The organism is Prevotella communis (genome assembly GCF_022024175.1).
In the GTDB taxonomy this organism is placed as follows: domain Bacteria; phylum Bacteroidota; class Bacteroidia; order Bacteroidales; family Bacteroidaceae; genus Prevotella; species Prevotella communis.
Map to the genome: position 1 here is coordinate 2,012,794 of NZ_CP091794.1, position 25,761 is coordinate 2,038,554.

The 25,761-nt window shown below is 50.8% G+C and carries 25 protein-coding genes; 8 read left to right on the forward strand and 17 right to left on the reverse strand.

Annotated features, from left to right (window positions below):
• Positions 1 to 11: 11 nt before the first annotated feature.
• On the reverse strand, positions 12 to 902 hold the full coding sequence (locus L6466_RS08270) for a hypothetical protein (protein WP_237803219.1): 891 nt from the start codon (positions 900 to 902) through the stop codon (positions 12 to 14).
• 408 nt (positions 903 to 1,310) lie between these two features.
• Between L6466_RS08270 and L6466_RS08275 the strand changes: the two genes are divergently transcribed.
• Entirely contained in the window at positions 1,311 to 1,661 is a 351-nt protein-coding gene (locus tag L6466_RS08275) for a type II toxin-antitoxin system RelE/ParE family toxin (protein ID WP_237803218.1), read from the forward strand.
• Positions 1,658 to 1,990, forward strand: coding sequence for a helix-turn-helix domain-containing protein (locus L6466_RS08280; protein ID WP_237803216.1), 333 nt, complete (start codon positions 1,658 to 1,660; stop codon positions 1,988 to 1,990). Before L6466_RS08275 ends, L6466_RS08280 begins: the two co-directional genes overlap by 4 nt.
• A 201-nt stretch (positions 1,991 to 2,191) precedes the next feature.
• Here the strand turns inward: L6466_RS08280 and L6466_RS08285 are convergent, their stop codons facing one another.
• The 5 genes from L6466_RS08285 to L6466_RS08300 all read right to left on the reverse strand — a co-directional run bounded on the left by L6466_RS08285 (position 2,192) and on the right by L6466_RS08300 (position 5,130).
• Entirely contained in the window at positions 2,192 to 2,605 is a 414-nt protein-coding gene (locus tag L6466_RS08285) for an addiction module toxin RelE (protein ID WP_348535161.1), read from the reverse strand.
• Complete coding sequence (locus L6466_RS14245) at positions 2,580 to 2,714, reverse strand: hypothetical protein (RefSeq protein ID WP_255779426.1); 135 nt, start codon at positions 2,712 to 2,714, stop codon at positions 2,580 to 2,582. Before L6466_RS14245 ends, L6466_RS08285 begins: the two co-directional genes overlap by 26 nt.
• 22 nt (positions 2,715 to 2,736) lie before the next feature.
• Complete coding sequence (locus L6466_RS08290) at positions 2,737 to 3,009, reverse strand: type II toxin-antitoxin system YafQ family toxin (protein ID WP_237796293.1); 273 nt, start codon at positions 3,007 to 3,009, stop codon at positions 2,737 to 2,739.
• Positions 3,006 to 3,260 (reverse strand): toxin-antitoxin system protein, encoded by a 255-nt coding sequence (locus L6466_RS08295; RefSeq protein ID WP_237796291.1) that lies wholly within the window; start codon positions 3,258 to 3,260, stop codon positions 3,006 to 3,008. Before L6466_RS08295 ends, L6466_RS08290 begins: the two co-directional genes overlap by 4 nt.
• A 319-nt stretch (positions 3,261 to 3,579) precedes the next feature.
• Positions 3,580 to 5,130, reverse strand: coding sequence for a CotH kinase family protein (locus L6466_RS08300; RefSeq protein WP_237812909.1), 1,551 nt, complete (start codon positions 5,128 to 5,130; stop codon positions 3,580 to 3,582).
• Positions 5,131 to 5,415: 285 nt separating this feature from the next.
• Between L6466_RS08300 and L6466_RS08305 the strand changes: the two genes are divergently transcribed.
• From L6466_RS08305 to L6466_RS08315, 3 genes are all read left to right on the forward strand, one after another.
• The gene (locus L6466_RS08305) at positions 5,416 to 6,024 is read left to right on the forward strand and encodes an HU family DNA-binding protein (protein WP_237803212.1); all 609 of its coding nucleotides are present in this window, start codon (positions 5,416 to 5,418) and stop codon (positions 6,022 to 6,024) included.
• A gap of 114 nt (positions 6,025 to 6,138) precedes the next feature.
• On the forward strand, positions 6,139 to 6,252 hold the full coding sequence (locus tag L6466_RS08310) for a smalltalk protein (RefSeq protein WP_237796286.1): 114 nt from the start codon (positions 6,139 to 6,141) through the stop codon (positions 6,250 to 6,252).
• 191 nt (positions 6,253 to 6,443) lie between these two features.
• Positions 6,444 to 7,175 (forward strand): peptidylprolyl isomerase, encoded by a 732-nt coding sequence (locus tag L6466_RS08315; protein ID WP_237803211.1) that lies wholly within the window; start codon positions 6,444 to 6,446, stop codon positions 7,173 to 7,175.
• A gap of 23 nt (positions 7,176 to 7,198) precedes the next feature.
• Here L6466_RS08315 and L6466_RS08320 read toward each other — a convergent pair whose 3' ends face one another.
• Genes L6466_RS08320 through L6466_RS08335 form a run of 4 tightly spaced genes read right to left on the reverse strand, consistent with a single transcriptional unit; the run spans position 7,199 to position 11,794 of the window.
• Complete coding sequence (locus L6466_RS08320; protein WP_237803210.1) at positions 7,199 to 8,131, reverse strand: endonuclease/exonuclease/phosphatase family protein; 933 nt, start codon at positions 8,129 to 8,131, stop codon at positions 7,199 to 7,201.
• 4 nt (positions 8,132 to 8,135) lie between these two features.
• Positions 8,136 to 9,665 carry a peptide MFS transporter gene (locus tag L6466_RS08325; protein ID WP_091818163.1) on the reverse strand — a complete coding sequence of 510 codons (1,530 nt, stop codon included), beginning with the start codon at positions 9,663 to 9,665 and terminating at the stop codon, positions 8,136 to 8,138.
• An 8-nt stretch (positions 9,666 to 9,673) separates the two neighbouring features.
• Positions 9,674 to 10,444 (reverse strand): porin family protein, encoded by a 771-nt coding sequence (locus L6466_RS08330; protein ID WP_237796265.1) that lies wholly within the window; start codon positions 10,442 to 10,444, stop codon positions 9,674 to 9,676.
• 9 nt (positions 10,445 to 10,453) lie between these two features.
• Complete coding sequence (locus L6466_RS08335) at positions 10,454 to 11,794, reverse strand: PBP1 and LysM peptidoglycan-binding domain-containing protein (RefSeq protein ID WP_237796258.1); 1,341 nt, start codon at positions 11,792 to 11,794, stop codon at positions 10,454 to 10,456.
• A gap of 76 nt (positions 11,795 to 11,870) precedes the next feature.
• Here L6466_RS08335 and L6466_RS08340 point away from each other — a divergent pair, with 76 nt between their 5' ends.
• Together L6466_RS08340 and uvrA are read left to right on the forward strand one after the other, a co-directional pair.
• The gene (locus L6466_RS08340; RefSeq protein WP_237803209.1) at positions 11,871 to 12,572 is read left to right on the forward strand and encodes a T9SS type B sorting domain-containing protein; all 702 of its coding nucleotides are present in this window, start codon (positions 11,871 to 11,873) and stop codon (positions 12,570 to 12,572) included.
• Positions 12,559 to 15,441: an excinuclease ABC subunit UvrA gene (gene uvrA / locus L6466_RS08345; RefSeq protein WP_237803208.1), complete on the forward strand. Its 2,883-nt coding sequence runs from the start codon at positions 12,559 to 12,561 to the stop codon at positions 15,439 to 15,441. Before L6466_RS08340 ends, uvrA begins: the two co-directional genes overlap by 14 nt.
• On the opposite strand, the gene L6466_RS08350 is transcribed toward uvrA, so the two are convergent.
• From L6466_RS08350 to L6466_RS08380, 7 genes are all read right to left on the reverse strand, one after another.
• Positions 15,424 to 16,011: an AbgT family transporter gene (locus L6466_RS08350; protein ID WP_237803207.1), complete on the reverse strand. Its 588-nt coding sequence runs from the start codon at positions 16,009 to 16,011 to the stop codon at positions 15,424 to 15,426. The genes uvrA and L6466_RS08350 overlap by 18 nt on opposite strands.
• A gap of 73 nt (positions 16,012 to 16,084) precedes the next feature.
• Positions 16,085 to 16,801 carry a DUF5932 domain-containing protein gene (locus L6466_RS08355; RefSeq protein ID WP_237796241.1) on the reverse strand — a complete coding sequence of 239 codons (717 nt, stop codon included), beginning with the start codon at positions 16,799 to 16,801 and terminating at the stop codon, positions 16,085 to 16,087.
• Positions 16,774 to 19,920 carry an ATP-binding protein gene (locus L6466_RS08360; protein ID WP_348535160.1) on the reverse strand — a complete coding sequence of 1,049 codons (3,147 nt, stop codon included), beginning with the start codon at positions 19,918 to 19,920 and terminating at the stop codon, positions 16,774 to 16,776. Before L6466_RS08360 ends, L6466_RS08355 begins: the two co-directional genes overlap by 28 nt.
• 55 nt (positions 19,921 to 19,975) lie before the next feature.
• The gene (locus L6466_RS08365; protein ID WP_091818175.1) at positions 19,976 to 20,644 is read right to left on the reverse strand and encodes a bifunctional 4-hydroxy-2-oxoglutarate aldolase/2-dehydro-3-deoxy-phosphogluconate aldolase; all 669 of its coding nucleotides are present in this window, start codon (positions 20,642 to 20,644) and stop codon (positions 19,976 to 19,978) included.
• Between the two features lie 5 nt (positions 20,645 to 20,649).
• Entirely contained in the window at positions 20,650 to 21,672 is a 1,023-nt protein-coding gene (locus tag L6466_RS08370) for a sugar kinase (RefSeq protein WP_091818177.1), read from the reverse strand.
• 159 nt (positions 21,673 to 21,831) lie between these two features.
• Positions 21,832 to 23,718 (reverse strand): transcription termination factor Rho, encoded by a 1,887-nt coding sequence (gene rho, locus L6466_RS08375; protein WP_091818179.1) that lies wholly within the window; start codon positions 23,716 to 23,718, stop codon positions 21,832 to 21,834.
• A 165-nt stretch (positions 23,719 to 23,883) separates the two neighbouring features.
• Complete coding sequence (locus tag L6466_RS08380; RefSeq protein ID WP_176756922.1) at positions 23,884 to 25,008, reverse strand: hybrid sensor histidine kinase/response regulator; 1,125 nt, start codon at positions 25,006 to 25,008, stop codon at positions 23,884 to 23,886.
• A 167-nt stretch (positions 25,009 to 25,175) separates the two neighbouring features.
• Between L6466_RS08380 and ruvC the strand changes: the two genes are divergently transcribed.
• Positions 25,176 to 25,748 (forward strand): crossover junction endodeoxyribonuclease RuvC, encoded by a 573-nt coding sequence (ruvC, locus tag L6466_RS08385; protein ID WP_091818183.1) that lies wholly within the window; start codon positions 25,176 to 25,178, stop codon positions 25,746 to 25,748.
• Positions 25,749 to 25,761: the final 13 nt, after the last annotated feature.

A 25,761-nucleotide genomic window follows, 5' to 3' on the forward strand; every position in this document is an offset into this window, starting at 1 on the left:
CACTACCTTGCTCATAATCTATTCCTATTTAAAATCTTGATAACTTCATAATTCTCCCTAACCTCGTCAATAGATATTTCACCCGACAAGTACCCATATGTCTTTTTCGCAATTATAACGATGGGCTTGCTCGTGTATGATTGTGGTATTTGAGCAGCCATTTTATATTTTACAGAGCTAACCTTTGAGAAATCGTGGTTTGTTTCGGAATAGTTGCCAATGCTCGCACCATAGGTATCATATGTAGCGTATTCTATTCTGAAATCATCAATCTCTTTTAATTTGCCATCCACAATCTCACAGGCGTAGACCCTAGGGGGTGAGGCGTGATTCTCCTTTGTTGAAATAGAAAGTGAAGCAAGAATATAGGTACAATTCTTGTCTGCAACCTCGTACGAGTATTCATTCACATCAAGTACATATTCAAAAGTGAAGGTGCGACCATAGGTAAAACCTGAGAATGAATATGTAACATTACCGAACTTAACTGTTGGATTATCCTTAAATGCTTTATATCCCAAAGCTTTTATTCTATCTTCCTCAGCTTTCTTTGCAGCTTCTATCGCCTCTATTTTCTTTAGATATTCGTTACAGCCGTCGTTTTCCTTTGCATTAGGAAAAACACGTTTAAGTTCTGCCGTTTCTTTTTTTACGCCATCATAATCCCCAGAATTAAATAATTCTCCAATGTGGGCTAATCTTTGGTCAGCTGGATAACTCAGAATTCCTATCTTTTCATTAGCTTCACTCAGTTGGTGCCTTAAGATTTTTATTGTGTCTTGGTATTTACTTTCCACCTCTGCAATTTTGGTAGTAACATCAGTCTTATTTGCTTGTGTGCATGATAAAAGAAGGTTTGTCGTAATGGCCAACACGATGAATACAATGCTCTGTTTTTTCATAATTATGTGTTTTAGGTTTGTACTATTCATATTCATCAAGTCGCACAAACCTCAAACAAGAAGTGAGCGCAGACTTGTCATATTCTCAGCCAGGCTCACCACAAGCCCCAATACTACTATGACAGAAGCCTACGCTCAAGCGTAGCTTCAATTGTAGTATTGGTTTGCTCTGTTATTCTCTTTCGAGGTGGTGATTCGGCTGAGAAAATCGAGCAATATGTCTTGCAGTCCTTTTCGGATTGCACCTGCAAAAATACAAAAAGATTTCGATAACAAATATTTTTTTCTATTTTTTCTTGGGTAAACGCTTTAAATAGAGTAAAATTATAGGGAAAATACAAAAAAATGCCTCTTTTGTTGCGCATTTAAGAAACATTTCGTATTTTTGCAGCAGAATTATAAATAAAAATGGAACAAACAGTATTTGAACTTGATTTGTTAGAAGAAGCACGAGACTTCCTGAAATCCTTAACAAAGGAGATTCGTTGCAAGATAGGCTACAATATCCGCAGGGTTCAAAAGGGAGAACGAGACAGTGAACTCTTTAAAAAACTTGATGGTACGGAAATATGGGAGTTTCGCACAATCTATGATAAAACCTGTTATAGGTTGTTTGCCTTTTGGGATAAGGATATCAATACGTTGGTAGTTGCCACTCACGGTATTGTGAAGAAAACGCAAAAGACACCGAAAAGTGAAATCACAAAGGCTGAAGGAATTAGAAAACTGTATTTTGAGAATAAAAACAAGAAAAAATGAAAAAGGTAGGAAACATGAAACTGTATAGCTTTGAGGAATTGCTGGAAGAGGATTACGGTAAGATCGGGACACCAGAACGCGACGCCTTTGAACATAGCGTAGATGAAGCAGTCCAGGCCTATCGTGTAGGAGAGGCTATTAAACAAGCACGTGAAGCTCAGAATCTTACACAAGCAGAATTGGGTGAGAAGATGGGAGTACAAAGGTCTCAGGTCTGCCGATTAGAGAGCGGAAAGAGCATCACACTTGCTTCTATGATGCGTGCATTCCGTGCGCTGGGTGTACAAGTGGCACTGGAAATGAAAGGCATTGGAAAAGTTGCATTATAATCAAAACCTTGCAATCTTACATAAAAAGTGCACTTGATAGTTTCGACTTTCATACTGCACTATAAAAGGAACTAATGAGGCTGTCTTTCAAGGCAGCCTTTTTTAGTGTAGAACACTAGGGACAGGCAAGTGTCTTACTCCTGAATCATTTCCTTATGGGTAAGGAAGAGTCGTGGGCGGAACATGGGACTGGTCCCCGTTTCACGATTCTTGTTCTTCTTCCCCTTCAGGAATCTCTACCGCTTTCAGTTTCCCCTCGCTTTGCAGCGCCTGAAGATCGAGGCCCAAGTCTTTTATAATTTGGCGAACCACATTCATCTTGATGCTGCTGGCATCGGCTTTGTCATAGAGTAATAAGAGTATCACCACACCATCCTTCTCGTCGACCATATAAGTGAACGTGATAATACGAGCACCGCCCGACTTACCACGACCTTTTGAGCCAATGGTAAGACGGACTTTGCGGATGCCGGGTGAGAGTTCCGTTCCCTGATAGGGATTCTTCAAGATACTGTTTCGGAAGTCAGAAAGGTCATCAACGAAACTACGATGGCGTTTAGCCAGTCGCTTGGCTTCGCTGTCGAAATAACTAGTCGTTTGAATCTCGAAGCTCATTGATCAGGTTGTCCAGAGTGTTCAACTTCCGTTTACCTTCTATCGACTCCTTTGCTTCCAACAGCGCACCACGGAGCTCATCTTCTATATTCTTTTTCACTTCAATCATTGGCTCGTATTTTTGAATCAGACTACTTGAACAACTCACTGTGACTGCCTAGTCGTACCAGTTCGATGACGTTTGTATTCTTATCAAACCATACCAGAAGAAAGTCGCCATTGATGTGACATTCCAAACAGCCTTTATATTTCCCGCTTAAAGGATGCGGGAGATAATCTGCTGGAATGGGCTGCTCGTTTTGAAGCATCTTGAGCACTTCTTTTAGGTCAGCCAACTTCTGAGGATTATTCCTATACCGTTTCAGATCTTTCTTATACTGGGTAGTAGGCTGTAGTTTCTTCATTCTTCATTCAGAATGTCGTTAAACATATCGTCTACATTGTCGTAGACCTTGTTAGGGTTACGGCCCGACATGGCTTCCTTAATAGCAGCCTTAGTCGTTTCGTTCGGCTCATTAAAGATGTAATCGAGCAGCACACTCTCCACATAGTTGTTGAGTGTACGGTTTTCTCTGACTGCGTTACTCCTCAGTCTCTCCAACAGGTCGGCCCTAAGTCGGAAAGAGGCTGGTTTTCTGATAATTGTTGTTGCCATACTTGTAATACAATTAAATATTTTCGTATGCAAAGATAATACTTTTTATTTATATAGCAATGCATTTTCATATTATTTTTGTCACATTGTAACTTTGTAACAATGTAACAATAAGGATTCTCAATCTACGGGGGCATTATTGGTTTAGAATATATAATAATTATAATTATTATATATTCTAACTGCTATGGTCTGCACTCGGCTTGGGCTTAATGTTACAAAGTGACATTGTTGCAAAGTGACAACTTAAAACCGCGTCACCTTGCCCGCCATCGGCGAAAAGTAATCTTCGAGGGTCGGATATTACGGATTCGAGGTCTCAAAATTGGTTCCCTGCCAATTTGCCTTGGTGTATGTATATGCCTCGGGCGGTGGGTTTTTGGGCGAACTTACGACCTTGAAGATCATACCAGTCATCATTGTCTTTACGCTTGACGAATGGCACATTCTGAATAGAGATGATACCCGTAGGATCGAAACCCAGTTGTTTGTCAATCCACGCCACTTGTTTCTTAGTCCATTCACGCATGAGGGCTATTTCCTCATCATAGTTTGTGGCAGTGGTGGGAGCCAGGGGGATCTCTTTGTCCCAGATGGGCCATGCCTGATAATTGCGCTCACAGGCACCTCCAATCGTTACTTCGTTGACCAGAGAGTCCATCATTTCAGTGACGTGCTGGTCGCTCAGTGTGCTGGTTCGTAATTCAGCCCATCGCTCCTTCATGCGTTTCCAATAGGCTTCGTCTTCTGTTAGCCGTTTCCACCAGAAAGGCACAGGCAGCTTGCCCAGCAGCCCCGCTTTCTGTCCTTTCTCATATACCCATTGCTCATAGAGGAAATCTCCAGCTGCGATATTATTGCCGAAGGTCATGTTGTAGTCCCAAGGGGTTATCTTGAATCGCGGATCCACAGAGTCACGTCGTTTATAGATATAGGTACTCAGACGATAGCCGTCAGGGTTTTGGCAGAACTCCGTCAGCAGCTGGTAATTGATGAAGTTTTCCACGTCGATATACTTGCTGTAGCCATTCTCTTTGTCAGCAAAACCGTCGCTGCTGAGCACATCCTCCAACTCGTCAAACCGCTGCTTGATATAGGCCATCTGTTCACTTGATATTTCCTCGCAATCAGGGAAGTGGTACTTTGCGCAGATATCATGATCGTACATTTTGTATTTCAATACGAAATGTGGCTCATTATCACGGTCTATCTCCACCATATAGTCGCCAGTCAGTTCGTCGCCGCTGTCGCCTGGAGCAGTAAAGTTCAAGCGGTTCTTGCCCTTGCTGGGTTTTTCGCAGAGAATATAGACACCATAGTAGATGCCGTCGACGATGATCTCGCAGAATTTGCACTTAGGTGTGAATTCGAAGTAGGGCCGTGAGAGTTGATACACCAGCGGATCGCGGATCAGACTGCGGTCATGATAGGGCGCCAGCAACACCCAGTTGTTGTCCTCTGGCAAACCGAGCAGTTTCACTTTCTCTTTCTTTCCGTTCACGTCAGCCGTTTTCAAGGTTCTGAAACCATAAGGTTTCTTGTCGGAGTCATAAAATGAGCTGCTACCTCTGTACTTGATGCCTACCCATCCCTCATAGTCGGTGGTCTGCCCCGAATGAGCCACTGTGTCGCCGTAGTTCACCCCGTCAGCATTGTTGATGATCTTCATACGCACTGCCACTTGGTAGTCTTTATGGATGGCGGTGGTATGGCCGGCTTCGTCGCGGGTGTTGATGAACAGGATGGGCAGGTTTGTCTTCTCTAGCACGACATCGGTGTTATAGGGCTTAAAGTTCCCTTCATCCCAGCTGTCAGCAGGAACTTCTATGGCAAATAAGCACAGCAGTATAGTTAATAAAACATCTTTCATATCATAGCCATTTTCGACTACAAATATATGAATTAATTTTGGTAAAACAGAATAAAAACAATAAAATTTCCGTTTTGGGGTCTTAACAGAACATTTCACAAGGTGTCTCGATGAAACATCAATTGAGCGATTTCGTGCTGAAAATCGCCCCAAATCGATGCCCGAAATTTGGAATCGCACGAAAAATGTTGTACCTTTGTACACGTAAACAAAGCGGGATGTCGGCCACCCGATGTAGCTGGCCGCAAGTGATTCTAATACCATGTAAAACACAATTTAAACACTATGGCAAAGATTTTGTATGAAGTAAAGAAAAACCAGAACTCGCACTCAGCGGCCTTCGGCAAGTGGTACGCGCAGATCAAGAATCTGGAAACGCTGAACACGCGAAAGCTGGCTAACCACATCTCGGAGCACGGCTCTATCTACACCCCCGACGTGGTTTACGGCGTGCTGGAGAAGTTTCGCAGCTGCTTGGTGGAGATGCTGCTGGAGTCGAAGAAGGTGAAGATTGACGGCCTGGGCACTTTCTACTGCACGCTGGAGAACCAGAAGAACGGTGCGAAGAAGAAGGAGGAGTACATCCCCGCGAAGCACATGAAGGCGCTGCACATCCGATTCCTGCCCGAGCAGACCACGGAGGAGAACATCTCCAGTCGCACGTTCCTGAAGAAGGCCGAGTTCGTGAACATCGAGCAGCTACTGAAGGGCGAAGAGGAGGAAAGCGGCGAAACCAACGGCGGCGACAACGGCGGTGACAACGGCGGCGACAACGGCGGCGGCAACGGCGGCGGCAACGGTGACAGCAACGGCGGCGGCAACGGTGACAGCAACGGCGGCGACAACGGCGGCGACAACGGCGGCGACAACGGCGGCGGCCCCGTGAACCCCTAAGGAGATCAGGAGTTTCAGGAGTTTTCAGTAAAACCCTGAACTCCTCACCCCTCAAATCTTAAACCTCAAATCTTAAACCTCAAATCTCAAACCTCAAATCTCAAATCTACTACTATGAAGAAAGAAACTTGGAAAACCGTTATTCAGATCATCGTCAGTGTGCTCACGGCAGCCATCACGGCACTCGGCACTACGAGTTGCATGGGACACGGGCCGATGGGTGTCTGAAAGCGCGCGACGTCACATTGTCACATTGTCACTTTGTAACATTAAGGTGGCGGCAGAGGTGACGACGCAAACAAAAAAGAAAGACGACGGACTTAAAAACAGTCTGTCGTCTTTTATTTTTAAAAAACAGAATCATAATAATCTATTATTCCATGATTATTCGTACCTTTGCAACAAAAATCCAACAGATTATGTCAAAAGTAAAGATTCAAACCATGTTGGGCGACATCACCGTACGCCTTTACGACGAGACTCCTATCCACCGTGACAATTTCCTGAAACTGGCCAGGGAGGGCTATTATGATGGCACATTGTTCCATCGTGTCATTAAAGGTTTTATGATTCAGGGCGGCGACCCCGACTCAAAAGGTGCCCCTGCTGGCAAGATGCTGGGCGTGGGCGGTCCCGACTATACCCTTGAGGCCGAGATCAAGTCAGACATCTTCCATAAGCGCGGTGCCCTTGCAGCAGCCCGTCAGGGTGACGAGGTAAACCCAGAGCGCCGCAGCAGCGGCTCGCAGTTCTATATCGTCTGGGGCGATGTGTACAACGAGGGCCAGCTACGCCAGTTCTCCAAGCAGCTCAGAATGCAGAAGGTGCAGTCTGCCTTCAATGCCCTTGCCGCTGCTCACAAGGACGAGATTATGCAGATGCGCCGCGACAGAAACCGTGCCGGTCTGCAGGAGCTGCAGGACAAACTCGTAGCAGAAGCCGAGAGCAAGGTAGGCAAAGACGGTCTCACCGAAGAGCAGCTTCAGCTCTACTCCACCCTGGGTGGCACTCCCCATCTGGATGGCCAATACACCGTCTTTGGTGAGGTAGAAGAAGGTCTCGATGTTGTAGAGATGATTCAAGGCACAGCCACAGGCCGCGCCGACCGTCCCTTAGACGATATCGAAATGAGGATGGTTGTCGTTGAGTAGTATGTGCTTCGGGAGCCTTTAGATTATATATCCTTGAACCGCACCACCAGCGGGAGGTGGTCGCTGAAGCCGGGACGGTAGTGGTTAATCTGGAAGGTGCGGAATGGACGCTTGCCGCCATACTGGGGCTCGTCCTCAAGGAGGAAGGGGGCATCGTTGATATAGGCGGTGTCTACCCTATTATATAAAAGAGGTGATACGAGGACGTGGTCGAGGGAATGCCACTCGCCACGAAAGCGGTAGGTGCCATGGGCTTCGCCGTGAATACCACGGGCACTGCTGGTGGCATTGTGCAGACCGAGGGCGTAGAGCTCTAGGAGGGCGGGACTGTCGGCATAGTCGTTGAAGTCGCCGGTGATGATGACATGGGCGGAGGGACCGAGCTTAGCGAGACGCTGCTGCAGTTGGACGACCACCTGATGGCGGTTAGGAAGTGATTGGCGCTCGCCACCAAGACGGCTGGGACTGTGGACCACGAAGACATGGAGCGTGTCGCCAGACGGACGGCGGCCCTGTACATAGAGGATATCGCGCGTGGGGCGCATGCCAGGCAGGGGCGGCACCTCCAGATAGTCGTAGCAGATGAGACGAAAGCGGCGGTAACGATAGAGCAGCGCCACATCAATGCCACGTCTGTCGGGCGACTCAGTCATCAGGTACCGGTAACCGGCACGCTTCAGCAGCGAATGTTCCGTAAGGTCCGTGAGCACGGCATCATTCTCAACCTCTATCAATGCAACAAGGTCGGGAAGCTCCTCCCTATAAGACGTACAAGAGAGGATTTCCTGACCTATGCGGTTCTGTTTGGCCCAATAGCGCTGGATTGTCCATTCGTGAGAGCCGTCGGGCAAAAACTCTGTGTCCTCCTTTCCTACGTCGTGGCGGGTGTCGAACAGGTTTTCGCAGTTCAACTCCACAAGCGTAAGAAAGGAGGACAGCAGTAGGGTTAAAAACATCGGATTAGCAGACCTTCTCCAGACGTTTCATGATAGAGAACATAAATATAGCTGATACGACGCAGAGGGCGATGAACACGCTCCATACAGCCCACAAGGGGATATTGCCCCAGAGGTAGCCGCCAACGCCTACCAACTTGTTACCGATAGCAGTAGCCACGAACCAGCCACCCATCATCAGACCCTTATACTTTGGAGGAGCCACCTTGGATACGAATGAGATACCCATTGGCGACAGCAGCAACTCGGCGAAGGTCAGGATGAGGTAGGTATAGATCAGCAACTGAGGCGTAACGTCGGCCACATGAACAGCAACAGACTCGCCGTCGGCACCAGTCTCAACCTGAGGCATGGGCAGTCCGAAAGAAGCCACAGCCATCAAGCAGTAGGCCAGACCAGCCACCACCATACCGTAGGCAATCTTACGGGGAGCAGAGGGCTCCTTGCCATGCTTAGACAGGGCACCGAAGATAGCCAGGCTGACAGGAGTCAGGGCTACTACATAGAAGGGGTTGAACTGCTGGAAGATAGGAGCTGAAACAGCCACGATCTCGCCAGAGTTGCGGTCGTACTGGAAGAAGAGGAAGCACAGAGCCAGGGCGATGACAGCGGCAGAGATGCTGCGAGCCTTGGTTGTCTTGCTCTGGAACAGAGAGAAACCGGCATAGACGATGAAGATCAGGGCTACGAGGTTCCATACGTCGAAGGCCATACCCTCAACGCCAGTAGAAGTCTGAGAGGTGAACTCGTCAGCGAAATAGGTCAGCGACAGACCATTCTGGTGGAAGGCCATCCAGAAGAAGATTACCACGGCGAATACCAGACAGAGGGCGATGATACGCGCCTTGGTATCCTCCTTGGAGAGTTCCTCTACCTGCGTCTGTTCGCCCTTCTTGCCAGAGCCACCCTCCACATGACGGAAGGTGTTGCGGAAGATGTAGTAGATGGCGATAGACAGGATGAGCGACGCACAAGCCACGGCAAAAGCGAAGTGGTAAGAGTCATTGACCGAGGTACCCAGATTCTTCTGAGACCACTCCATGATCTTCACGGCAGCCGTAGGAGCGAAGAGCGCACCGATATTGATGGCCATGTAGAAGATAGAGAAACCTGAGTCGCGCTGGGCAGCATAGCGGGAATCATTGTAGAGGTCACCTACCATCACCTGCAGGTTGCCCTTAAACAGACCAGTACCCAGTCCGATGAGCAGCAGGGCAGCCAGCATCACCACCAAAGCCACGGTGTCGCCTCCAAGGGGCACAGACAGCAGCAGGTAGCCGGCAAACATGATGATGATACCCGTGGTAACCATACGGCCGAAGCCGAACTTATCTGCCAGCCATCCGCCTACGATAGGCAGGAAATAAACGAGCATGAGGAAATCGCTGTAGATTTCGCCAGCCCAAGCAGCATCCAGTCCATAGTTAGCACGCAAGAAAAGCGCGAAGACGGCCAACATTGTGTAGTAGCCGAAGCGTTCGCCAGTGTTGGCCAGAGCCAACGCATAAAGTCCTTTCGGTTGATTTTCGAACATAATTTAATTTACTTAATATTAGAATTTTTGGTTTTTGTGATATCAAATAGATAAGTCAGTTTGACGCAGATATTATTCAGGTTGGAACGCCCGAAATAGTCGCGCTTGGAGTTGCGGAAGATATCGCCCAGTCCGTAGTAGTAACGGCCCTCAACGAGGAAATGGCCCACATTCTTAAGCGAGAACTCCAGTCCCAGGCCCGCAGCAATACCATAGTCGACCTTGCGCTGTACGGACATCGTGTCCTGCGCAATGACAGACGAGGTACGTCCTGAACCGTCGGAATAGACAGGAGTACGGGAGTCCCAGGGAAAATTCATCTGTGTCTTCTCGTTGAGGAAAAAGCCCACCTGCGGACCGGCCTGCACAAAGAACTGCACACCGCGGCGCTCACGTCCCCACCCCATACGGGCCAGAACGGGAACCTGAAGATACGTCATGTCGCGCTGGTAACTCTCAGCCTGACCTGTGGTGGCATTGATGACCGGCTCATCGTTGGGCGTCAGGATGCGCTCCTTCCAACCCACCTGGGCATAGTTAACCTCGGCCACGATGGCACAGATACTATTGAAATATTTCTCGGACGTATAGCGCAAGGAGAAACCGCCGGTGAGGCCCTGATGCATATCCTGAGGCACCTCGGGCATGAAGCCCACATTACTGAACATCATGCCGCCATTGAAACCGACAGAGAAATCACTACGATGCTGGCCCACCTGGGCTACTGCCATTGCGATACCCACAAATGGCAGGAGAAAGGATAAAAACAGTCTTCTCATCTTCACCATTTAGTAGTTGACTGTTTCTATGGTACGGTCGTCCTTATAATGCACGAACATAAAGGCACGGTTCTGCAGTCCGCCATTACCCATACGCTCAAACTTCAGCGGTGTCTGCAGGGGCTGATAGCCGAAACGGCCGGCTGCACCGTCGAAGGTCATACCGTACTTGTGCAGGCCACGCAGGAAGAACAGCGCATGGTCGAAGCCTGTGAGGGCAAAACGCGGCAGAGCCGACATCATATCCTCGCGGAAATTCTGACGGTAGAGGGACTGCTGGCGCTGCACCAGGGGCGACTGCAGGTTGGTATAGAAAGGTGCAGGGATATAGACGTTGTACTTATGGAAATTATCCTGCTGATAATGGGCGTACATCATCCACTCCGTGTAGCCGAACATGGAAATCTGGATGCCGGGATTATTGATCTTGATCTCACCGAGACGGCCGAAGGCAGCAAGCAGTTCGCGTGAACGGGCCGTATTGAGAATCACCAGGTTGGGCTGGTCCTTGACGAAAGCCTTGGCGAAATTGGCATCGCTCGACTTCAGGTTGGTGATGCTATAGGGCACGTCGGCAATCTCCAGCTGACGGCGGTAGGTAGACGTGAAACTGCCCTTCGTGCTGGTAGTGTCGCCACAGTCGATAATCACAGGATGATAGCCCTTGAAGAACTGGGCACAGCGGCGTGCAGTGCTCTCAGTCTGGTCATTGGGCGACTGGTACACCTGGAACAGGCCGCGGTTGGTATAGAGCTCGGGGGCATGGATAGAGAAAGGTATCACCAGCAGACTGTGATGCTTCTCCGTAAACTCAGACAGCTGACTGACAAAGCGTGAATACAGCGGACCGAAGATGATGTCGCAACGGGCGGCGGCAGGATCAGCCAGAATGGGCTTCACATCGCCATTCTCGGGCAGGTTCCATGCGTGGATATCCACAGAGATACCTTCTTTCTTCAGCGAGTCGCAAGCCATGAGCAGACCGCGGTAATACTCCACCATGCGCCTGCCGTCGTTGTTGACCTGATGAAGAGGCAGCATCACACCCACGCGGATGGCACGCTGACGCACATCGGCATCCGGATTCTGCTGGACTGCCAGAGTCGCTACCTTCTGTCCGTCGGCCGAGGGGATATTGATGATGGAGCCTTTCTTCAACTTATAGCCGGGCTCTTCCATGCCAGGATTAGCCTGCACCAGTTGTTCGACGGTGATGCCGTACATTTTCGAGATGCCGTACATGGTCTCTTTCTTCGCTACCTTATGCGTGCGAACAGACTGAGCCACAGACACATACGAGTACGAGACAAACAAAACGAATATCAGAAAATATCTTAATAAACTCTTCATAATACTCTATTTTTCAGTTTTCGGATACAAAAGTACAAAATTATTTCGTAACTTTGCAACCAAAACAAGAAGAATTATGAAAAAGAACTTGATATGGCTGATAGCCGCCTTCATTTTAACGGCCCTGAATGTTGGGGCTCAGAAGGTTTCCCCCACCCTGACATATATTGACAAGGATGGTAATCCGCACGACACACTGTGCATCGAGGACGGACAGGCGCCGGTGGACGTGACATTCCACGCCAACCCATCGGACATGGGCGACCTGACCCCGTCGTATGAATGGCATTTCTACAAGAAAGACGGCACGGAGGTCGGCAACAAGGAACTCTTTGTGCGCTACGAGGAAGAGACACAGTACACGTTTACGGAGTCGGGCTCGTACACCATCATTCTGAAAACCATCCTGGACAGCGAGGGCACCCAGTTGGACGACGAGACAATCACGGTGTTCATAGCCGACAGTTACCTGGAGTTTCCCAATGCCTTCTCGCCCAACAACGGCGACGAGCTCAACAATATCTTCAAGGCCAAAAGGCATAAGAGTCTGGTGAGTTTCCATGCCTATATCATTAATAGGTGGGGACAGAAACTGTATGACTGGACCGATCCCGACGGCGGATGGGACGGCAAATACAAGGGAAAGGACGTGAAAGACGGCGTCTATTTCCTATTGTGCAAGGCCCGCGGTGCCGACGGCAAGGAGTATAATATCCGCAAGGACGTGAACTTGTTACGTAAATTTGTAGAAGGAGGACGCACGGGTGGCACAAACTGATAATCAGGGGAATATCGAGGTATATGGTGCCAGGGTGCACAACCTCAAGAACATTGATGTAACCATACCCCGCCAGTCGCTGACCGTGATTACCGGACTGAGTGGCAGCGGAAAATCATCCCTGGCCTTCGACACGATTTTTGCCGAGGGTCAGCGACGCTATATTGAGACCTTCTCGGCCTATGCGCGCAACTTCCTGGGCGGAATGGAGCGTCCCGATGTGGACAAGATTTCAGGTCTGTCGCCTGTGATCAGTATCGAACAGAAGACCACAAACAAGAACCCGCGCTCTACGGTGGGCACCACCACGGAGATATACGACTACCTGCGACTGCTCTTTGCACGCGCGGGCAAGGCATATAGCTACATGACGGGCGAACCGATGGTGAAATATACGGAGGAGCGCGTGCTGGAGATGATTCAGAGCGACTATGCAGGACACAAGATATTCATCCTGGCCCCGCTGGTAAGGAGTCGTAAGGGACACTACCGCGAACTCTTCGAGGCCATGCGCCGCAAGGGCTACCTGACCATGCGCGTGGATGGTGAGATTGTGGAGATCAGGCAAGGCATGAAGGTGGACCGCTACAAGAACCATGATATTGAAGTGGTCATCGACAAAATGAAGGTGGAGGGCGAGAGCGAGCGTCTGAAGAAGAGTATCCAGACGGCCATGAAACAGGGCGAGGGTCTGATTATGATTCTCGACAAGGACAGCAACGAGGTCAAATATTTCTCCAAGCGACTGATGTGTCCTACGTCGGGCATCGCCTATAGCGACCCAGCACCCAACAACTTCTCGTTTAACTCGCCGCAGGGTGCCTGTCCGCGTTGTAAGGGTCTGGGCATCATCAACGAGATAGACCTCAACAAGGTGATTCCCAACAAGAAACAGAACATCCACGAAGGTGGAATCATTCCTTTAGGGAAATACAAGAACCAACTGATTTTCTGGCAGATAGACGCCATACTAAAAAAGTACGAATGCGACACTAAGACGCCTATTCAGGATATTCCCGAGGAGGCGATGAACGAGATACTGTATGGCACCTTGGAGGATGTGCGCATCGCCAAGGAACTGGTTCATACGTCGAGCGATTACTTCGTGGCCTTCGACGGCATCATCAAATATCTGCGCGACACGATGGAGAACGACGACACGGCAGCAGGTCAGAAATGGTCGGACCAGTTCCTGGCGGAATGTGAGTGTCCGGAGTGTCACGGACAGCGACTGAACCGTGAGGCCCTCTCCTACCGTATCTGGGATAAGAACATCTCGGAACTGGCATCGATGGATATTGCGGAACTGCGCGAATGGCTGGATGAAGCCGAGAAGCACCTGGACAAACAGCAACAGCAGATTGCCACAGAGATACTGAAGGAGATACGCACCCGACTGGATTTCCTCCTGGACGTGGGACTGGATTATCTGGCGCTGAACCGTCAGTCGGCCTCGCTGTCGGGCGGTGAGAGCCAGCGCATCCGACTGGCCACGCAGATTGGTTCGCAACTGGTCAACGTGCTGTATATCCTCGACGAACCGTCGATTGGTCTGCACCAGAGGGACAACGAGCGCCTGATCCGTTCGCTGAAGGAACTGCGCGACCTGGGTAATACGGTCATCGTGGTGGAGCACGACAAGGATATGATGCTGGCGGCCGACTATATCATCGATATCGGTCCGAAGGCCGGACGCAAAGGTGGTGAGGTGGTATTCCAGGGTACGCCCAAGGAGATGCTGAAAGCCAACACGCTGACGGCACAGTATTTAAGACCCCACCCCCAGCCCCTCGCTGAGATGGAGGGGAGCGGTCAGACCCAAGGACAAATGCTATCTACTACTCGCTCTCGCAGAAAGGGCAACGGGAAGAGTCTTCTCATCAAGGGTGCCCGTGGCAACAACCTGAAGAATGTGGATGTCAGCTTCCCCCTGGGAGAACTCATCGTGGTGACAGGCGTCAGCGGCTCTGGTAAGTCGACGCTCATCAACGAGACGCTGCAACCCATCCTGAGCCAGCATTTCTATCGCTCATTGAAGAAACCGATGCCCTACGACTCAATAGAAGGCATCGAACATATAGACAAGGTGGTGAATGTGGATCAGTCGCCCCTGGGACGCACGCCGCGTTCAAACCCCGCCACCTACACAGGTGTCTTCTCGGATATCCGTTCGCTCTTCGTGAACCTGCCCGAGGCCAAGATCAGGGGCTACAAGCCGGGCCGCTTCTCGTTCAACGTGAAAGGCGGACGCTGCGAGACCTGTGGCGGCAACGGTTACAAGACCATCGAGATGAACTTCCTGCCGGATATCCAGGTGCCTTGCGAGGAGTGTCACGGCAAGCGCTATAACCGTGAGACGCTGGAGGTGCGCTACAAGGGTAAGTCGATTGCCGACGTGCTGGATATGACCATCAACCAGGCTGTGGAGTTTTTTGAGAACGTACCTGATATCCTCAGGAAAATCAAGACGATACAGGACGTGGGACTGGGTTATATCAAACTGGGACAGTCGTCCACGACACTGTCAGGCGGTGAGAGCCAGCGCGTGAAACTGGCTACCGAACTGTCGAAGCGCGATACGGGAAAGACGCTCTATATCCTAGATGAGCCCACCACGGGTCTGCATTTCGAGGATATCCGCATCCTGATGCAGGTGATCCACAAGCTGGTGGACAGAGGCAACACGGTGATCATCATTGAGCACAACCTCGACGTGATTTGTCAGGCTGACCATATCATCGACATGGGACCGGAAGGCGGACGAAAAGGTGGAACGGTGCTGAGCACGGGCACACCCGAGGAGGTGGCCAGGAGCAAGAAAGGCTTCACGCCCAGATTCCTGAAAGAGGAATTAAAGGAACACGTATAGGCAAGACTCGTAGAACGTTACGGCAAAGAGATACAGAATCAGCAGGGGCGCCGCTTGCTGGAGTCCGATGCGGAAGGATTCAAAGACATCATACATCGACGTGAACGTACGCGAAAGCAGACCATAACATGAGGAGGTGATGATGGCCAGGGCCGACAGGATGGGAACAAGTGCCCTACTGAATGGTGAAGGCCATAATAAACCGGTGGAAGACAGTAGCACGGCTTGTGGCGTCATCACAAGCAGTGCTACTATTGTTATCAGCATCATGAGCACGAGGAAAGAGACCCTCAGGGCCGACTGACGACGGAAAGAGAGTTGGGAGGGACGGAAGATGCCGCTGCGCCATACGCATCCGCCAGCCATCGACAGCAGGATAAGCCAAATGAGCTGGGGCTTGAGCAGCATCACGGAGAACTGTCCCAGGAACCAGCGGATACCTTCGCTCGACAGTAACGGGCGCACGGCATCGGTCAGCGTGGCAGACAACAGCCACGACAAGAACGCCAACAGCAGTTGCGCTATCAGCAAAACCAATACCAGTCGGGCTATGATGCGATTCAATCTCATCAATTATAAATTATAAATTTAAAATTGTCAATTATCAATTGTCAATTATCAATTGTCAATTATCAATTAGAAACTACTCCTCGTCCGCTTCCAGGTTGTCGATATCGATGATACGCAGTTCCATGGCACGTACCACCAGACGCGTAGCATTGACGCCACGTCCGTCGGGGAACAGCTTCTGTACCAGTTCGTTCTGACGTTTCTCCAGACTCTTCACGCCAAAAGGCATGCCGCGGAGCTGGGCTATCTGGTCCTTTGTGTAACCCAAGGCCAGATGACGGAGCAGACGCTCGTCGTACTCATCTATCTCGTAGTTGACCATCGCCTCCTGCTTCATCAGTTCAGAACCCACGCTACGCTTGAAGCGCTCCACGATTTTCTGCAGGATGGGCTGGTTGAATACCAGTTGCTTGCCATTCATCACCGCCATCACATCATTACGCGTGAGCAGTTCGCCCGTCTTCAGGATGATACCATCGGCACCTGCATCCAGCACGTCGACCCACAGTTTCTCATTGAGTATCTCGCCTGTGAAGATGAGCACGCGCACCTGCGGATGCATCTCCTTGGTCTGACGACAGAGTTCCACACCAACGGTCGTAGAGCCACCAAGACCAAGGTCGAGCAGCACCAAGTCAGGAACCTGCTGTTTCAGCAAGCGCCAGTAGGCTGCCTCGTTCTCGGCAGTACCGATGATCTCGGCCTCAGGGATATCATTCTTTACAATACCCACGGTACCCTTCAGTTCCAGGGGCACATCCTCTACGATAATGACTTTGAAGTTTTGCATATTCTTGGAAGTGTTATTAATATCTTAATGTGTTGATTTTCATCTCGTTCTGCCCGTATGCCACAAGCATGGCGGTTGGTGGCCTCGGCATGCAGGCGCACAATCTCACGACAAATCAGGAAGGGGATATTCTCCTGGCCCTGAGGCATGAAGAGGCGTCCCAACTGCTCGTCAGAGAGTTGCAGGGCCGACATCGTCACGACGGCCTTCACGTAATGGTCGTCCACAGGCATCCACTCTACAGAAAGCGTGGCCTGGCCCGACTGCTTGCGAAGGATGTCAAACAGATAGTCTATGAAGATGGCATCGCCCAGCACCTCGTGGTCCAGCGCCTTCAGGTGCATCTTCGAGTAGTCGAGCTGACGCATGGCCTGCTGACTCAGGATGCCATAGAGTTCGCGATAATACTCCGTGACCTCGATGAGCGACGCGCTGTCATCTGCATCGAGCAACTGTTGGATACGACTGGGGTAATACATCGTCTCGTGCTTCAGGGTAGAGAGCGTATTATCCAGCACGGCATTACTGATATGAAGGTTGCCCTCCTCCATCTTCAGGCGCGTCACGTCGTCGGCCATCAGTTCCAGTTGCGAGCGCCGTTCCTGCAGGATGCTGTAGCGCTTGTTGTGGAGCAACATCAGTTGCCACACCACCACAGCAATGATAGCCAGGAAGAGAGACACCAGAATGACGATAGCCACCTGCTTGTTCGTCTGCGACTGTTGCATGGTGCGACAATAGGAGTCGAGCGACGAGTCGGCAGAGAGTTCCTTGAACAACTGCGTATAGATGCGGTTGTTATACTCGTAGAGCTGCCACTCATGGAGCGCCAGGGCCGCCACGGCACTCTCGTTGCGGATATCCAGCAGTATCTGGAAGTTCACAGACACATTATCGTGGAGCCACAGGATCTCAGGCGGCGTTACCGACAGGTCGCCAATAGCCAGGAGCGTGTCGTCCACATGTTCGCCCAGACTCCTGTAATAGCGGTTCAGGCATTGGCGGCACGAATCCGCATAATCCAGCGTCAGCTGGTAGTCGCCCCTGATATTCAGGTAATAGGTGGAGTCGGCAAAAGCGCTGGCCTGCTGCAGGTCGTGATTCTGGGCAGAGGTGATTCCCGTAAACATCAGGAGCACCAGCAGCAGCGTCATCAGTTTCTTGGGCAGACGGAAATAGAACCGGCTCCCCTTCCCTGCCTCACTCTCGGCCGCAATCATGCTGACGGAGAATATCTGACTCAGTTTGCGGTATTTCTCGATGATACCCTTGCAGTTGATGAGTCCGAAGCCGTGACCCTTCTCGGCCGGACGCCTGTCGCTGTCGACAATCACCTTATGGTCGAAGACATGGGCCAACTGTTCCTCGTCCATGCCCTGCCCCGTATCGGCCACCGATATCTCCACATAGCGGTCAGCATCCGTGGCATAGACAGAGACGCGTCCGCCCTGAGGCGTGAACTTACGGGCATTGTCGGCCAGGGTGTTCAACATAAAGAGCGTCAGCACCTTGTCGGCCTTCACCATCAGCGTGGTGGGCTGGATATCCAGCGTGATACCTTTCAGGTTGAAGCTCCTGCTGCCCCTTGCCAACATGTCGAAGAGTTCCTGCAAGGGGAAGGTCTCGATATGGACGCTCAGTTCACCCTTGCGCAACTGTATCCAATGTGTCAGTATATCGTTCTGCATATTGACATTATCCGTCAGTTCGCGGATATAGTCGATACGCTCCAACTTATTCTTGTCATTCAGGCAACGCTCCTCATGAATCATGCGGTCGATAAAGGGCGTGATACCATTCACCAGCGACATCTTCGCCAGTTGCTCCACATAGAGCCGCTTGCCCTGCATGATGTGGAGGTTGGTCAGTTCCAACTGTTCCGTAAGTTCTTCCTCACGCTCATCCAGCGTCTCATCATGCTGACTGTTGAGCGTCTTCTTACGGAAAAAATAGAACAGCAGGATGACCACGATGAAAAGCACCATGGCGATAACCACGGCGATGAGCAGCACGTTCAACTGACCAAGCGACTGCTCCAGCTGGTTGGCACGTGCCTCCAGCCACTGGTCCTGACGCGTACGTTCCTGCAGGTCCAGGTAAGCATTACGGTTATAGTCGCTCGACGCCTTGTCGTCAATAGCGGAATAAGCCACGCAGAGCTGTTCGCGGATACTGGCCACGAGGTCGGGCGCCTGATAAATCAGCGTATCACTCAGCGCCTTCTCCAGGTTCACGAGCGCCCCGTCGTAGTCCTCCTGACGCATACAACAGGTAGCCAGGGTACGATAGGCACCCGCTATCTGATAGGTATCGCCGTAGTCCGTGAAGATGGCCAGCGCATGATCAGCCAGCCAGAGCGGCAGCAGCTCGTCGGCCACGCCCTCAGGATTCAGGAACTTCATAGCCGGCTGGTTGTCGGCCATCAGTTGCTCGCGATATTCCTCCACACTCAGGTGTTCTGCCAGCGCCTCCAGCGAGTTGGCCACGAAATAAGGACAGTCCACCTGGCGCGACAACAGGTAGCAACGCATCAGGTGGTCAAACTCCGACTGGTTGATTTCCTGTTGGGTGCCCTGTGTGATGATGCCACCTGCACCCACGTTATAAAGATAGTTCAGATACTGCGCCGTATCCGTCTCCACATCAGGGCGGATACTCTCCATCGCCTCTACCGACTGACGTTCCAGTCCGACGTAATAATAATAGGTAGAGTTGACGATGGCAAACTCCGTCTCAGCATAGAGCAGACGCTTCAACTGGCGCTCGGACAGATAATGACGCTCCTCGTCGATACGTTGCAAGGCACGCTGGGCCTGTTCCCTGCAGTCATAGAACTCCCTGTTCAACGACTGGCGCTGACAGAGACGCATCTGCTGCACGTAGGCCACGAAACGCTCCAGCTGGTTGTCCGTAAACAGCAACACACTATCCAGTCGCAACCTTGCGTCTGCATAGTGCATCTTCACCATATCCACGAAAGCCAAGTGATTGAGGGCCTCTGCCTTTCCGTCAACATATCCCTCCCGGTTGGCCAGGTTAAATGCCTGCTGGGCATAGTGCGCCGCAGAATCCACCTGACGGAAATGATAGGCATACGATAAAGAATTCAGCTTGTCCACCGCTTGCCTATCGGACGGTGAACAAGCTGAAAGAAGTAATATGGGGATGATCAGCTTAAGCGCGTGCCTTAGCCACATAACCAAGTGCCTCCTTGCACTTGTCGGTTACATACTGCCAGTCGCCAGCCTTCACCTTGTCGCTTGGGAAGAGCTTAGAACCCATGCCCACGCAGAACACGCCAGCCTTGAACCACTTCGTGAGGTTCTCCTCTTCAGGAGCCACGCCACCAGTAACCATAATCTTTGACCAAGGCATAGGAGCCTTCAGACCCTTCACCATGTTAGGACCAACCACGTCGCCAGGGAACACCTTGGTGAGGTCGCAGCCCAGTTCCTGAGCCTTACCAATCTCGCTGACTGTCATACAGCCAGGGCAGTAAGGAACCAGACGACGGTTGCAGACAGGTGCAATCTCGGGGTTGAACAGAGGACCTACCACGAAGCAGGCACCCAACTGGAGGTACATGGCTGCTGTGGGAGCGTCGACTACAGAACCGATACCCAGAGCCAACTCAGGACATTCCTTATCAGCCCATTTCACCAGTTCACCGAATACCTCCTGAGCGAAGTCGCCGCGATTGGTAAACTCGAAAGCACGAACGCCACCCTCGTAGCAAGCCTTCACTACATTCTTACAGGTCTCAAGGTCCTTGTTATAGAACACAGGCACCATACCTGTGTCGCCAATCTTCTTCAGAACAGCTATCTTATCAAATTTTGCCATAATTCTTATCTTTGTACACGTCCATTAGCATTACCGCCAGCCAGAGCCTCTACCTCGTCAACACTTACCAGGTTGAAGTCACCATTGATAGTGTGCTTCAGTGCTGATGCAGCCACAGCAAACTCCAGAGCCTCGCCCTGAGTCTTCTTGGTCAGCAGACCGTGAATCAGGCCACCAGAGAAAGAGTCACCACCACCTACGCGGTCGATGATAGGATTAATCTCGTAGCGCTTTGACTGATAGAACTCCTTACCGTCATAGATCAGGGCCTTCCAGCCATTGAAGGTAGCGCTGTAGCTCTCACGCAGGGTAGAAACCACATACTTGAAGCCAAACTCCTGCATCATCTGCTTGAAGATACCCTCGTAGCCGGCAGCATCTGTCTGACCACCCTCTACGTCGGCATCGGGCTTGAAACCAAGGCAGAGCTCAGCATCCTCCTCGTTGCCGATACATACATCGACATACTTCATCAAAGGACGCATGATAGAGATAGCTTTCTCGCTGGTCCACAGCTTCTTACGGAAGTTCAGGTCAACTGATACTGTAACGCCGTGACGCTTGGCGGCCTCACAAGCCAACTTGGTCAGTTCGGCAGCCTTATCGCTGATGGCAGGTGTGATACCACTCCAATGGAACCAGGCAGCACCTTCCATAATCTTATCGAAATCGAAGTCAGAGGGATCAGCCTCTGCGATAGAAGAATGAGCACGGTCGTAGATCACCTTTGAAGGACGCATTGAAGCACCTGTCTCAGCATAGTACAGACCTACACGGTCGCCACCGCGAGCTACAAACTCAGTATTAACGCCATAACGACGCAGCGCATTGACTGCGATCTGGCCGATTTCGTGTTTGGGAAGTTTCGAAACAAAATATGCCTCATGGCCATAGTTTGCTACAGAAATAGCGACGTTAGCCTCACCACCGCCAGGGATGATGCGGAATGATTCGCTCTGAATAAAACGGTCGTTGCCTTGAGGCGACAGGCGGAGCATAATCTCACCCAATGTTACGATCTTTGCCATTGTCTTTTGTTTTTAAGTGTTTATATATTTAATATTTTTTTCTTTGCAGCGACAAATTTACAACTATTTTCTGAAACGGCGAAACATTTCCAGTAAAAAGTGCAAAAAAAGCCGCAGAACGGGGACGTCTGCGACTCTTTTTATCTGAAAATCCATGAATTAGCCATTCATTGACATGAGGAACTCCTCGTTGTTGCGACTCTGTACCAGACGGTCGCGAACGGTATTCATCGCCTCGATAGGATTCATCTCGGCAATGAACTTGCGGATAATCCACATGCGGTTGAGTGTGGTAGGATCCTGCAGCAGGTCATCACGACGAGTAGACGACTGTACGAGGTTGAGGGCTGGGAACACACGCTTGTTGGACAGCATGCGATCCAACTGGATTTCTGAGTTACCCGTACCCTTGAACTCCTCGAAGATCACCTCGTCCATCTTTGAACCGGTATCTACCAGGGCTGTAGCGATAATGGTGAGCGAACCACCGCCCTCGATATTACGGGCAGCACCGAAGAAGCGCTTAGGCTTCTGCAGGGCATTGGCGTCCACACCACCCGTCAGCACCTTACCGCTGGCAGGCGATACCGTGTTGTAGGCACGAGCCAGACGAGTGATAGAATCCAAGAAGATGACCACGTCATGTCCGCACTCCACCATACGCTTAGCCTTCTCGAGCACGATACCTGCAATCTTCACGTGACGGTCGGCAGGCTCGTCGAAGGTAGAGGCAATCACCTCAGCGTTGACCGTACGGCTCATATCCGTCACCTCCTCAGGACGCTCGTCGATGAGCAGCATCATGATATAAGCCTCAGGATGGTTGGCAGCAATGGCGTTGGCAATATCCTTCATCAGGATGGTCTTACCGGTCTTGGGCTGAGCCACAATCAGCGCACGCTGACCCTTACCGATTGGTGAGAACAGGTCGACGATACGTGTAGAAGGATTGGTGGTAGCAGGATTGCCGCACAGGTTGAACTTCTCCTCAGGGAAGAGCGGCGTGAGATGTTCGAACGACACGCGGTCGCGCACCTCAGAAGGCTCACGTCCATTGATAGCCTTCACGCTTGACAGGGCGAAGTATTTCTCGTTATCGTGAGGCGGACGAACGGTGCAGTCAACCACGTCACCCGTCTTCAGGCCATATTTCTTGATCTGCTGGGGAGATACGTAGATATCATCGGGCGACGACAGATAGTTGTAGTCGCTTGAACGCAGGAAGCCATAGCCGTCCTGCAACAGCTCCAGCACACCATTACCCTCAATCAGGTCGCCAAAGTCATAATTGGCGGTTGATGACGGTGCCTGAGATACAGGCTGGAATACGGGCTCTGCCTGATTAGCCATAGGACGGTCGAAGATATCGAGCGTGGGGATAGCGGCCTGGTCCTCGATAGGCAGGTCTACAACGGTAATGAAATCAGTACCGTCGCCAGGGTCACCCTCCCAGTAGTTGCCGGCATTGTCAAACTGCTCCTGAGGCATATTCACCTCCTCACGACGCTTTGACATCTTTTCCTGCAGGTGCTCCAGCAGTTCAGGGTCAGGAGCCTCGGTCTGCATATCCTCGGCAGCCTCGGGCACTACGGCTTCTGCTACTGGCTGCTCCTCTGCGGGCTGCTCCTCTGCAACAGGTGCCTGGGCGGCTTCTTCCTCAGCCTGTTCGGCCTTGGTCTTCCTGCCACGCTTCTTGGGAGCAGGCTTAGCCTCCTCTGCAGGCTTTTCTTCGGCCTCTGCCTTCACAGGGGCGTCACTAAACAGCGACGGAGCTTCTGCCTTTTTCCTCTTTCCCTTGGTATCCAGGTTCTCACCATCGTCACCTTTCACGGTGTAGACCTTATCTGTATCTTTCTTGGCAATACGTGTGCGCTTACGCTTTGAGGGCGAAGCATCTTCGGCTGCGACATCGATGGCAGCCTTGTCCAGAATGTCATAAATAACGGTTTCCAAAGAGTCGTTCTGCGACACTTTGATTCCCAGTTTGCTGGCAACTTCCATCAATTCAGGAACTGCCATACTTTCAAGTTGTTCTTTGGTATACATATAGTATTGATACGTTAAACGTATGTTTTGACTAAAAATTGGAGATTTTGTGATGTAAGAAACGCTTCACGAAAAGAAACGTTATACTGAAATCGAATGCAAAGGTAGTCATTTTTTTTGTAACTGCAAAGAAAATGACTACCTTTTTTTTATTGTGTTATCTTTTTACTTCTTCAGAGGTACCAGGACGCTGAACGTAGATCCTTCGCCAAGTACTGATTCTACCGTACAGCTACCGCCATTCTTCGTGGCAAAGTCCTGACAGAGCTGCAAGCCCAGGCCAGAGCCTTCCTCGCCGCCTGTGCCGTAGGTCGTCTCACCTTTATTAAATATAGAACTCAGACGCTCAGGGGCAATACCCACGCCGTGGTCACGCACGCTCACCTTGGCATAATCGCCCTCTGTGCTGAGGATGATATCAATGCTGCCATTCTCGGGGGTGAACTTGATGGCGTTCGACATGAAGTTGCGCACCACCGTCTTCAGCATGTCATTATCGGCCGTAACGATGACCGACGAAGCGCTGGTCTGATAATTCAACTTGATATGCTTGTTCTGTGCAATCATCTCAAAGATATCCACCACGCCAGGGATGATATCGTTCAGGTCCAGGTCCTGACGCACCACCGTGAGACGGCCCGTCTGGCTCTTGGTCCATTTCAGCAGGTTATCCAGCAGGTCGTGCACATCCTCCGACTCCTTGTTGGCCTTATCCAGCAGGTCGTACATCTCCTGCCCGATCAGCTCAGGCGATGCAGAAGCCGCCACCAGGTTGAGCACCATGCGGATGCTGGCCATAGGCGAACGCAGGTCGTGGGCAATCACAGAGTACATCTTGTCGCGGTTGCCGATGGTGGCACGCAACTCAGCATTCTGGCGCTCGATGATACGCGTAGCAGCCACCAGCTTAATCTGGTGGAACACACGTACCACCAGTTCCTCCTTGTTAAACGGCTTCGTCAGGAAGTCGTTGGCACCTACCTGGAAACCATGCACCAAGTCGCTTGGGTTATTCAGGGCGGTCAGGAATATAATGGGGATATGTGCTGTCTCAGGGTCTTTCTTCAGGATCTGTGCAGCGTCGAAACCCGTGATATCAGGCATCATCACGTCAAGCAGGATCAGGTCAGGTTTCTCTGCCTTGGCCTGCTCGATGGCCATATTACCACAGTTCGCCGTACAAACCTGATATTTCTCGTTTGTAAGGAGAATTTTCAATAGCAGGACGTTGCTGACAACATCGTCCACTATCAATATTTTATAGTCACCTTTATTAATTTGTGACTCGATTATTTCAGATTCTACCATAACTTGGGCCTATGGCGTTAAATTATTACGACTGCAAAATTACGTAAATAATTTGATTTTGCAAATATTTGGGATATAAATTTTCTATTTTCTGTTAAATTTCATATAATCCTATCCGTTCTATCCTTGAAAAACGTTACCTTTGTAGCATGAAAGAGAAAGTGATACTGGGCATCGACCCAGGTACAAATATCATGGGTTACGGCATCCTGCGCGTCGTCGACGGCAAGGCCGAGATGGTGACAATGGGCATCATTGACCTGCGTAAATTTGAGGACGCCTATCTGAAGCTGGGCCATATCTTCGAACGGGTCACGGGTATTATCGAGGCCTACCTGCCCGATGAACTGGCTATCGAGGCGCCCTTCTTTGGTAAGAATGTCCAATCCATGCTGAAACTGGGACGTGCGCAGGGTGTGGCTATTGCCGCCGCTATCCGCCGCAGCGTGCCCATCCACGAATATGCCCCTATGAAAATCAAGATGGCGCTCACGGGCAATGGCTCGGCTTCCAAGGAACAGGTGGCCGGCATGCTGCAGCGCCTGCTCCATATCCCTACCGAGGAGATGGGCCGCTTCATGGATGCTACCGACGCCCTTGCAGCCGCCTACTGCCATTTCCTGCAGATGGGCCGTCCTGATACGGATGCGCCCCATTATCGCGGATGGAAGGATTTTGTGAACAAGAATCAGGATAAAGTATGGAAAGCCAGAAAATCATAGCTATCGTAGGCAG